The sequence below is a fragment of the Sinorhizobium americanum genome (genome assembly GCF_001651855.1).
In the GTDB taxonomy this organism is placed as follows: Bacteria; Pseudomonadota; Alphaproteobacteria; order Rhizobiales; family Rhizobiaceae; genus Sinorhizobium; species Sinorhizobium americanum.
On sequence record NZ_LNQC01000082.1, the window covers coordinates 90585 to 99723 of the forward strand.

7 protein-coding genes and 1 pseudogene are annotated in these 9139 nt (G+C 64.2%); 7 read left to right on the top strand and 1 reads right to left on the bottom strand.

The genetic code is table 11. From position 1 onward, the window contains the following. Nucleotides 1-18: 18 nt before the first annotated feature. From ATC00_RS30520 to ATC00_RS30550, 7 genes are read left to right on the top strand one after another with little or no spacing between them, the layout of a single operon-like run. Nucleotides 19-1008, top strand: coding sequence for an ABC transporter permease (locus ATC00_RS30520; protein WP_064255511.1), 990 nt, complete (start codon nucleotides 19-21; stop codon nucleotides 1006-1008). A 1-nt stretch (nucleotide 1009) separates the two neighbouring features. Further along, nucleotides 1010-2017, top strand: coding sequence for a sugar-binding transcriptional regulator (locus ATC00_RS30525; RefSeq protein WP_064255512.1), 1008 nt, complete (start codon nucleotides 1010-1012; stop codon nucleotides 2015-2017). Further along, complete coding sequence (locus tag ATC00_RS30530) at nucleotides 2014-3009, top strand: aldo/keto reductase (protein ID WP_064255513.1); 996 nt, start codon at nucleotides 2014-2016, stop codon at nucleotides 3007-3009. Before ATC00_RS30525 ends, ATC00_RS30530 begins: the two co-directional genes overlap by 4 nt. Before the next feature lie 11 nt (nucleotides 3010-3020). Beyond that, the gene (locus ATC00_RS30535) at nucleotides 3021-4769 is read left to right on the top strand and encodes a glycerol-3-phosphate dehydrogenase/oxidase (RefSeq protein WP_064255514.1); all 1749 of its coding nucleotides are present in this window, start codon (nucleotides 3021-3023) and stop codon (nucleotides 4767-4769) included. Beyond that, complete coding sequence (locus ATC00_RS30540; protein ID WP_064255515.1) at nucleotides 4742-5584, top strand: class I fructose-bisphosphate aldolase; 843 nt, start codon at nucleotides 4742-4744, stop codon at nucleotides 5582-5584. Before ATC00_RS30535 ends, ATC00_RS30540 begins: the two co-directional genes overlap by 28 nt. 31 nt (nucleotides 5585-5615) lie before the next feature. Next, a complete protein-coding gene (locus tag ATC00_RS30545) occupies nucleotides 5616-7145 on the top strand; it encodes an FGGY-family carbohydrate kinase (protein WP_064255516.1) in 1530 nt (509 codons plus the stop codon). A 2-nt stretch (nucleotides 7146-7147) separates the two neighbouring features. Continuing rightward, nucleotides 7148-8767, top strand: coding sequence for a GMC family oxidoreductase (locus ATC00_RS30550; protein ID WP_082912644.1), 1620 nt, complete (start codon nucleotides 7148-7150; stop codon nucleotides 8765-8767). Nucleotides 8768-8887: 120 nt separating this feature from the next. Here the strand turns inward: ATC00_RS30550 and ATC00_RS32450 are convergent. Continuing rightward, nucleotides 8888-8977, bottom strand: a pseudogene (locus tag ATC00_RS32450) (LysR family transcriptional regulator); the annotation flags it as partial. Nucleotides 8978-9139: the final 162 nt, after the last annotated feature.

Here is a 9139-nt window from a genome sequence, read left to right on the forward strand (position 1 = left end):
AACGTGGGAGGGACGGGAATGGCAATCGACACGATGGTGGCAGGCGCGACGAAGACATCGTCCTGGAAACGCATCGGCAGGATGCGCGAGGCGGGGCTGATCGCGATCATCCTCACGCTCTGCGTGATCATGAGCTTCGCCTCGCCGCACTTCCTGACACTCGGCAACTTCCGCGCCATGCTGATGAGTTTTTCGGTTGAAGGCATCGTCGTCGTGGGCATGACGATCCTGCTCATCGTCGGTGGCATCGACCTCGCGGTCGGCTCCGTCGTCTGCTTTGCAATGGTGCTCTCGGGCACGCTCTTCCTCGCCGGTCTCGACCCTTGGACGGCCTCGCTCGTCGGCATCGCCGCGAGCAGCGCGATCGGCGGTATCATGGGCGTCTTCGTGACGGTCGTGGGCCTCAACCACTTCATCACATCGCTCGCCGCCATGGTGATCGTGCGCGGGCTTTGCCTCATCATCACAAAGGGCACGCCGCTTTCGCTCTTCACGCTGCCGGCGGGCTTCAAGGCGGTCGGGCAGGGCACGTTTTACGGCGTTCCCTATGTCATTCTGATCTTCGTCGCCGTCGTCATCCTGTTCGATTTCCTGCTGCGCCGGGCGACCGCCTTTCGCAAGGTCTTCTACACCGGCAGCAACGAGAAGGCGGCGCTCTATTCCGGTATCAAGACCAATCAGGTTAAGTTCTGGGTGACAGTGCTCTGTTCAACTCTCGCCGGTGTTGCAGGCGTCATCTACATGTCCCGCTTCGGCGCCGCGACCCCCACCTTCGGCGTCGGCATGGAACTCAACATCATCGCCGCGGCGGTGATCGGCGGCGCCTCACTCAACGGCGGCTCCGGCACGATCCTCGGCGCCATCCTCGGCATAGCGCTTCTTTCTGTCGTCACCAGCTCTCTGATCCTGCTCGATGTTTCGGTCTATTGGCAGGACATGATCAAGGGGTGCATTCTGCTCGCTGCCGTTTCCATCGACCATTTCCTGCACAAGCGGAAGGCCGCCTGACATGCCAATTGCCAATCCGAAACCCAAGACGACAGCACCGCGCGAGGAGATCGTCATCGCCCGCCAGATGCACCAGGCGCTGGTCCTGCACTATACGGAAGGTCTGACGCAGGCACAGATCGCCGAGCAGCTCGGCATCTCGCAGGCCACCGTCAACCGCCTTATCAAGCGCGGCCGCCAGCTCGGTCTCGTTGAGATCAAGATCAAATCGCCGGTCGAGGCGCTGGTCGACATGGAGGAGCGACTGCTCGCGTTCGGCGGCATCAGCCGCGCAGTCGTGGTGCCCACCGTCTCCGACAACCCGCAGACTGCGCTCCAGGCGGTCGGCGAGGCGGCGGCACGGCTGTTGCTCGAGCAGATCGGCGACGGCGACACGATCTGCATCACTGGCGGCAAGGGCGTCAGCGCTGTCGTCGCCGGCCTGCAGCCGCTGCGCCGCTTCGATGTCGAGGTCATTCCGGCAACGGGCTGCGTGCAGGGCAAACACTATACGGACGTCAACCATGTCTCGACCCTGATGGCCGACCGGCTCGGAGGGCGCTCCTACCAGATCCACGCACCACTCTTTGCCGACGATGCCGAGCAGCGGGCGATGCTGATCAACATGCGCTCCGTGGCCGACGTCTTCAAACGGGCGCGCGAGGCGAAGGTGGCGGTGGTCGGCATAGGCTCAATCCTGACGGACGACTCGAGCTACTACGATCTGCACCCGTCCTCCAGCACCGATCGGGCGGCGATCGAACGCTCCGGCGCGACCTGCGAACTGCTCGCGCACCTGCTCGACGATCGGGGCCGGGTTTGCGACTACAGCCTCAACCGTTCGCTGGTGTCGCTGACGCTTGAGGAATTTGCATCGATCCCGACCAAGATCGGGGTCGCGAGCGGACCCAACAAGGCGGGCCCGATTCTCAGCGTCATGCGGGGCAACCATCTCGACACACTCGTAACCGACGAGGCCACCGGCGCGCGTATTCTTGAAATTGCGTCCGAGCAAGGATTTTCCGCATGAGTGGCGAGCAGCTAACCTGCGAGATCGGACGTTCCGGCATCAAGGCATCGGCCGTAGGCCTCGGCACCTGGGCGATCGGCGGCTGGATGTGGGGTGGAACGGATGAGGCGCAAGCGATTGCCGCCATTCACGCTTCGCTCGACGCCGGCGTCACCCTCATCGATACGGCGCCGGCCTACGGCCTCGGCCGGTCGGAAGAGATCGTCGGCAAGGCAATTGAGGGCCGTCGCGACAAGGCGGTGATCGCCACGAAATGCGGCCTGGTGTGGCATACGCAGGAAGGCAACCACTTCTTCGACCAGGACAGCAAGCCAGTCCATCGCTATCTCGGTCGGAACTCGATCATACACGAGGTTGAGCAAAGCCTGCGCCGGCTCGGCACTGATCATATCGACCTCTATATCACCCACTGGCAGGACGCGACGACGCCCATCGAGGAGACGGTTGCGGCGCTGGAAGAGCTGAAGCGAGCCGGCAAGATCCGCGCGATCGGCGCCAGCAACGTCAACCGATCGGAGCTGGAGCAATACATCAGCACCGGATCGCTTGACGCGATCCAGGAGCGGTTCAGCATGATCGATCGCCAGATCGAGGCGGACCTGCTGCCGCTCACCATTGCCAATCGCGTGGCCACGCTCAGCTATTCTTCGCTGGCGCTCGGCCTGCTCTCTGGCACGATCGGTCCGGACCGCGTCTTTTCCGGCGACGATCAGCGCAAGGACAATCCGAGGTTTTCAGTCGCCAACCGGAAGAAGGCGAAGGACTTCGCCGAGGCGATCCGGCCCGTCGCGGAGCGGCACGGCGCCAGCATCGCTCAGACGGTAATCGCCTGGACGCTGAGGCAGCCGGGGGTGACCTTTGCCCTATGCGGCGCGCGAAATCCAGCGCAGGCGCTCGACAATGCGCGGGCCGGCACGCTGCGGCTTTCCGATGAAGACCTGGCAGCCATCGAAGCGGCCGTTTCGGCGAAGCTGGCCAACATGGACGGATAGCGGACTGTCATATGAACCGAAAAGAGACTGTGGACGGGCTTCGCCAAAGCCCCAAGGTGGACGTGTGCGTCCTTGGCGGCGGCATCAACGGGATCAGCGCTTTCCGCGAGTTGGCGCTGCAGGGCGCGAGCGTGCTGCTGGTCGAGAAGGGCGACTATTGCTCCGGCGCAAGCGCTGCGCTGTCGCGGATGGTCCACGGCGGTCTGCGCTATCTGGAGAATGGTGAGTTCAGCCTGGTGCGGGAGTCGCTCGTCGAGCGCGACCGGCTGCTGCGCAACGCCCCCCACTATGTCGCCCCGCTGCCGACTACGGTGCCGATCTTCGACGTCTTCTCCGGTCTTGCCAACGGCATCGTGCGCTTCCTCGGCCTCACCCGCCGCCCCAGCCGTCGCGGTGCCGTCGCCGTCAAGGCGGGTCTTGGCATCTACGATTTCCTGACGCGCAAGCGTGCGCTGATGCCACGGCACCAGTTCCGCGGCCGCAAGTCGACGCTGGAAAAATGGCCGGCGCTCAACCCGGCAATCCTGAGCTCCGCGACCTATCACGATGCCTGGGTGAGCCATCCCGAACGCATCGGCATCGAGCTGTTGCGCGACGCTCTGTCCGCCGGGACGCATGCCGGCGCCCTGAACTACGCAGTGATCGAGCAGGCGGAGGTCGGTGAATTCCTGCTGCGCGATTGCATCTCGGCGGAAAAGTTTCCGATACGGCCGCGGCTGGTCATCAACGCCACCGGCGGCTGGATCGATATGGCAAACGGCATGCTGTTTCCTGCAGACGACCGACCCGCGCCGCTGATGGGTGGCACGAAGGGCTCGCATCTGATCATCGACAATCCTGCGCTTCGCGACATGCTCGACGGGCACATGATCTACTACGAGAACGAGGACGGGCGCATCTGCATTCTGTTCCCCTATCTCGGAAAGGTGCTGGTCGGCTCGACCGATATTCGCGTCGACGATCCCGACGCTGCGCGGTGCGAGGCCGAGGAGAGGGACTATATCCTGCAATCGCTTGCCTTCGTGCTGCCGGGCGTGCGCATCCAACCGGAAGAAATTGTCTTTCAGTTTGCCGGCGTACGCCCGCTGCCGGCGAGCAATGACAGCTTCACCGGCCGCATCCCGCGCGACCATTTCTGTACCCTGCTCGAAGCCCGCGACGGCGGGCCGCCGGTGCTCTGCATGATCGGCGGCAAGTGGACGACTTTCCGATCCTTCGGCGAACTGGCCGCCGACATGGCACTGCAACGGCTTGGCCACAGCCGCGGCGTCGAAACGACCGATCGTACTTTCGGCGGCGGCCGGGGATTTCCGAAAGACCGGAGCGGCTGGATTCGGGACCTGTCGGAGTCCACAGGCCTTCCCCCCGATCGGGCCGCAACGCTTTTCGAGCGCTACGGCACAGATGCGAAGGACGTCGTCCGCTTCACCGCCGCGGGGGCGGACCACCGCTTGCCGCATGCCGGCTACAGTGCCCGGGAGCTCCTGCACCTCATCCGCACGGAGGCGGTCGAACATCTGGACGACCTGCTCCTCCGGCGCACGACACTCGCCATCACCGGTGAGCTTTCCCTCGACATGACCGAGGCTGCGCTCGACCTGCTTGCAGCCGAAAAGGGCTGGTCGGCGCCGCGCAAGGCCGAGGAGCGCAGCCGTTTTCTCACCCTCATGCGCGAGCGCCACGGCGTCGCGGAGGCAACCCTTTCCGCAAGGAACGAACAAAGGAGTGAATTATGCGAGACAACCGCAAGGTCCGGATGAACCGGCTGTTCGGCAACGGCCGTTGCCTGGACGTGGCGATCGATCACGGCGTTTGCAACGAGCCGTCCTTTCTCGACGGGCTGGAGGATATGCCCGCTGTCGTGAAGGCGCTGGTCGATGCCAAGCCCGATGCGATCCAGATGAACTACGGTCAGGCCGACCTGCTGCAGGACCTTTCCGGAAAAGACAAGCCAGCCCTTGTCATGCGCATCGACATGGGCAACCCCTACAACCGCATCCGCCATAGCGACATGTGGGCCGTGTTGCAGAACGAGGCCGAGCCGCTGATCGGCGCGCTTCAGATGGACGCGGCCTGCGTGGTGGTCAACCTTTTCATGCTGCCGGACGAGCCCGATCTCTTCCGCCAGTGCGTCCAGAACATCGCCCGCGTGCGAGCCGACTGCGAGAAGTACGGCATGCCGCTGATGATCGAGCCGCTCGTCATGCAGCCGGTGACAGAACGCGGCGGCTACATGGTCGACGGCGACGCCGACAAGATCGTCACGCTGACGCGGCTTGCCCGCGAGATGGGCGCGGACATCATCAAGGCCGACCCGACGACGAACCCGGAGGATTTTCATCGTGTAGTCGAAGCGGCGCGCTGCCCGGTGCTCGTGCGCGGCGGCGGCAAGGAGGACCTTCGCGCCGTCTTCGACAAGTCTGCCGCCTTGATGCGGCAGGGTGCTATGGGCATGGTCTATGGGCGCAACATCTACCAGCACGCCAATCCGAGCGCCGTGGTGCGCGGCCTGATGGCAATCGTTCATGAGGACGCGAGCGGCGAGCGGGCCTTCGCACTCTATCAGCAAGGGTGAGGCGCGACACGGACCTTGGGAGGGGCTCAGAATGCAAAACTATCTGTTAGGGCTCGACGCTGGCAACACTGTCATCAAAGCGGTGATCTTCGATCGAACAGGCCGGGAACTGGCGCAGGCCGGGGAGGAGGGGCATAGCCGCATGCCGTGCCCCCGGCATGTCGAACGCGACCTCGGCGAGCTCTGGGCCAATGCCAAGCGCGTCATTCGCGCCTGCCTCGACAACGCGGGGATCGCGGCGAGCGACATCGCCGCGATCGGCTGCGCCGGCCACGGCAACGGGCTCTATGCGCTCGACAAGGACGGCGAGCCGCTACTCGGCATCCAGTCACTGGATACGAGGGCGACCGACCTCGTCGAGAAATGGGCCGCCGAAGGCGTTGGCGAGCAGACCTATCCGATCGCCCGTCAGCGTCCCTGGCCCTCGCAGACGCCGACCCTCCTTGCCTGGCTGAAGCGCCACAGGCCGGAGGTCTTCAGGCGCATCGGCACGGTGTTCTTCTCCAAGGATTTCGTCGTCAACCGCCTGACCGGCAGCCGCGTCAGCGAAGTCTCGGACATGTCGGGCGCCGGCCTGCTCGATCTCGCCGCGCGCCGCTATGACAGAACGCTGATGGAGGCCTATGGCCTGGACGATTGCATGGACCTCCTGCCTCCACTTATCGAAAGCACCGACATCGCCGGCACGGTGACGGAGGCGGTGGCGAGAGAGACCGGTCTTGCCGCGGGCACGCCGGTGATCGGCGGGCTGTTCGACGTCGTCGCCTCGGCGCTTGGCTCGGGCGTGTCGCGCACCGGCAGCGCCTCGATCATCGCCGGCACCTGGAGCATCAACCAGGTCATCATCGACGGTCCCGATCTCGATGGCCCCGTCTTCATGTCCTCGACCTTCGATCGCACCCGCTACATGGCAATGGAAAACAGCGCTACCTCGGCAGCCAATCTCGAATGGCTTGTGCGCGAGTTCTTCGAGGGGGAGCATGCGGAGAGTGTTTCGCCCTTCGACGCCTGCTGCGCGCTGGCGGCTGCCGTCGAGCCTGCGACCGACGATCCGCTCTATCACCCCTATCTCTACGGCGCCCAGCAGGACGGCCACGCGCGGGCGGGCTTCTACGGAATTGCCGGCTGGCACACCAAGGGGCATCTGATCCGTGCCCTGCTCGAAGGCGTTGCCTTCGGTCATCGCCAGCATGTCGAGACGATCCGCAAGGCAGGCGCGACCTTCGACGAGGCAGTGCTCTCTGGCGGCGGATCGCGCAGCCGCCTCTGGCCGCAGATCTTCGCCGATTTACTCGGCGTTCCCGTCTCCGTCTCCGTTTCGCGGGAAACGGGCGCGCTGGGTGCCGCGATCGCGGCGGGGACGGGCGTCGGCCTCTTCGCCGATTTCACCGAAGGCGCGGCCGCCATGGTACATGTCGACCGGCACTACAGACCAAATAGCGCGCTCGCCGCGCACTACCATCGCCGCTATGCGCTCTACAACGACATAGCAGAGGCGATGACCCCGCTTTGGCGGCGGCTTTCGGCAACCACAGGCCGGGAGACTGGAGTTGCAGCATGACCATGCATGACACTGAAATGCCGAGGGACGAAGGCATATACGACTTCATTATCGTCGGTGCCGGTTCGGCTGGCTGCGTTCTCGCAAACCGGCTCTCGGCCGATCCTAAGAATCGAGTGTTGCTGCTCGAAGCAGGCGGCAGCGACCGCTACCATTGGGTCCATGTGCCAATCGGCTATCTCTACTGCATGGGCAATCCGCGCACCGACTGGATGATGAAGACGGCCGCGGAAGCCGGTCTCAACGGCCGCGCGCTGAACTATCCGCGCGGCAAGGTGCTCGGCGGCTGCTCGTCGATCAACGGCATGATCTACATGCGCGGGCAGGCTGCCGACTATGACGGCTGGCGTCAGGCGGGCAATGCAGGCTGGGGCTGGGACGACGTGCTGCCCTATTTCCTCAAGTCGGAGGACAATTACCGCGGCAAGTCAGCGATGCACGGGGCGGGCGGCGAGTGGCGCGTCGAGCGCCAGCGCCTCTCCTGGCCGATCCTTGACGCCTTCCGCGATGCGGCGGAAGAGCTCGGGGTCCCGAAGACGGATGATTTCAACGGCGGCGACAATGAGGGTTCCGGCTATTTCGAAGTCAACCAGCGCGGCGGCGTGCGCTGGAATACGACCAAAGCCTTCCTGCGGCCGGCAATGAAGCGCAGGAATTTGCGCATCCTGACCGGGGCCGAGACGGAACGGCTGGAGTTTGCCGGCAAGATGGTCACCGGCGTGCGTTTCCGCCTTGGCGGCCGCCTCTGGATTGCTCATGCATCGCGCGAAGTGGTGTTGTCGGCTGGCGCCATCAACTCGCCAAAGATCCTGGAGCTGTCGGGCGTTGGTCGGCCGGACCTGCTGTCCACCCTCGGCATTCCCGTTCAACACGAACTTCCGGGCGTCGGCGAGAACCTTCAGGATCACCTGCAGATCCGCACGGTCTTCAAGATCGAAGGCGCGCGCACACTCAACCAACTCTATCACAACCTCTTCAGCCGCGCCGGCATGGGCCTGCAATATGCCATTAGCCGATCCGGGCCGCTCTCAATGGCGCCGAGCCAGCTCGGGATATTTGCCAAGAGCGATCCGGCGGTCGCGACGGCGGATCTCGAATATCACGTTCAGCCGCTTAGCACGGACCGGCTCGGTGAGCCGTTGCACCGCTATCCAGCCGTTACGGTGTCCGTCTGCAATCTCCGGCCTGAGAGCCGCGGCACAGCGCATGTCACCGCGCGTGATGCGGCACAGCCACCGGAAATACGCCCAAATTATCTCTCCACCGCCGGCGACCGACTGCTTGCGGCGAAGTCCATCCGCCACGCCCGCAGCCTCATGGAAACGAAGGCGCTCGCGCGATTTCGACCGCAGGAAATGCTTCCCGGCCGCGCGTACGACAGCGACGAGGATCTGATCCGCCGCGCCGGCGACATTGCCACAACCATCTTTCACCCCGTCGGTACCTGCAAGATGGGGAGTGACCCTATGGCAGTGGTGGACGCGGAACTGCGCGTGCACGGCATCGGCCGATTGCGCGTCGTCGACGCCTCCATCATGCCGACGATTGTTTCCGGCAATACGAACTCGCCGGTGATTATGATTGCGGAGAAGGCATCGGAAGCCATTTTGAAGCGGGTGTGAGCATTACTCGAAACGTCCTTGCTTGATGCCCTGAGCGCAGCCAAGGGGCCGATCCCCGCGCTTCCGGGGTGTCGCCTTGACCGGAAATTTTGACCGCTTTCCCGGAGGACAGGACAGACCGCTTGCGCCGCTTTGGCGCGCGGCGTCGCGGAACCCGCGGGCGCGCGCCACCGCCACAAAGGCGTTCAGATCGCTGAGGTCCATCTTCATTGTTCGCTAATCCGTACGGCCCGTGCGGATTGTACCGGATTATCGTGCATTCCAGCAACGCTTATCTGTGCTTCGTCAGATAAGGAGGTGGCATGAAAGAGGCCGCGCCCGCTGAGAGAACGGATCACTGAGATGCAATCGATGATCGAGGGACAGTCACGC

Excerpts from the sequence above, each read along its gene's own strand:
- ATC00_RS30520 (WP_064255511.1), top strand. The coding sequence starts at position 19 with ATGGCAATCGACACGATGGTGGCAGGCGCGACGAAGACATCGTCCTGG.
- ATC00_RS30525 (WP_064255512.1), top strand. The coding sequence starts at position 1,010 with ATGCCAATTGCCAATCCGAAACCCAAGACGACAGCACCGCGCGAGGAG.
- ATC00_RS30530 (WP_064255513.1), top strand. The coding sequence starts at position 2,014 with ATGAGTGGCGAGCAGCTAACCTGCGAGATCGGACGTTCCGGCATCAAG.
- ATC00_RS30535 (WP_064255514.1), top strand. The coding sequence starts at position 3,021 with ATGAACCGAAAAGAGACTGTGGACGGGCTTCGCCAAAGCCCCAAGGTG.
- ATC00_RS30540 (WP_064255515.1), top strand. The coding sequence starts at position 4,742 with ATGCGAGACAACCGCAAGGTCCGGATGAACCGGCTGTTCGGCAACGGC.
- ATC00_RS30545 (WP_064255516.1), top strand. The coding sequence starts at position 5,616 with ATGCAAAACTATCTGTTAGGGCTCGACGCTGGCAACACTGTCATCAAA.
- ATC00_RS30550 (WP_082912644.1), top strand. The coding sequence starts at position 7,148 with ATGCATGACACTGAAATGCCGAGGGACGAAGGCATATACGACTTCATT.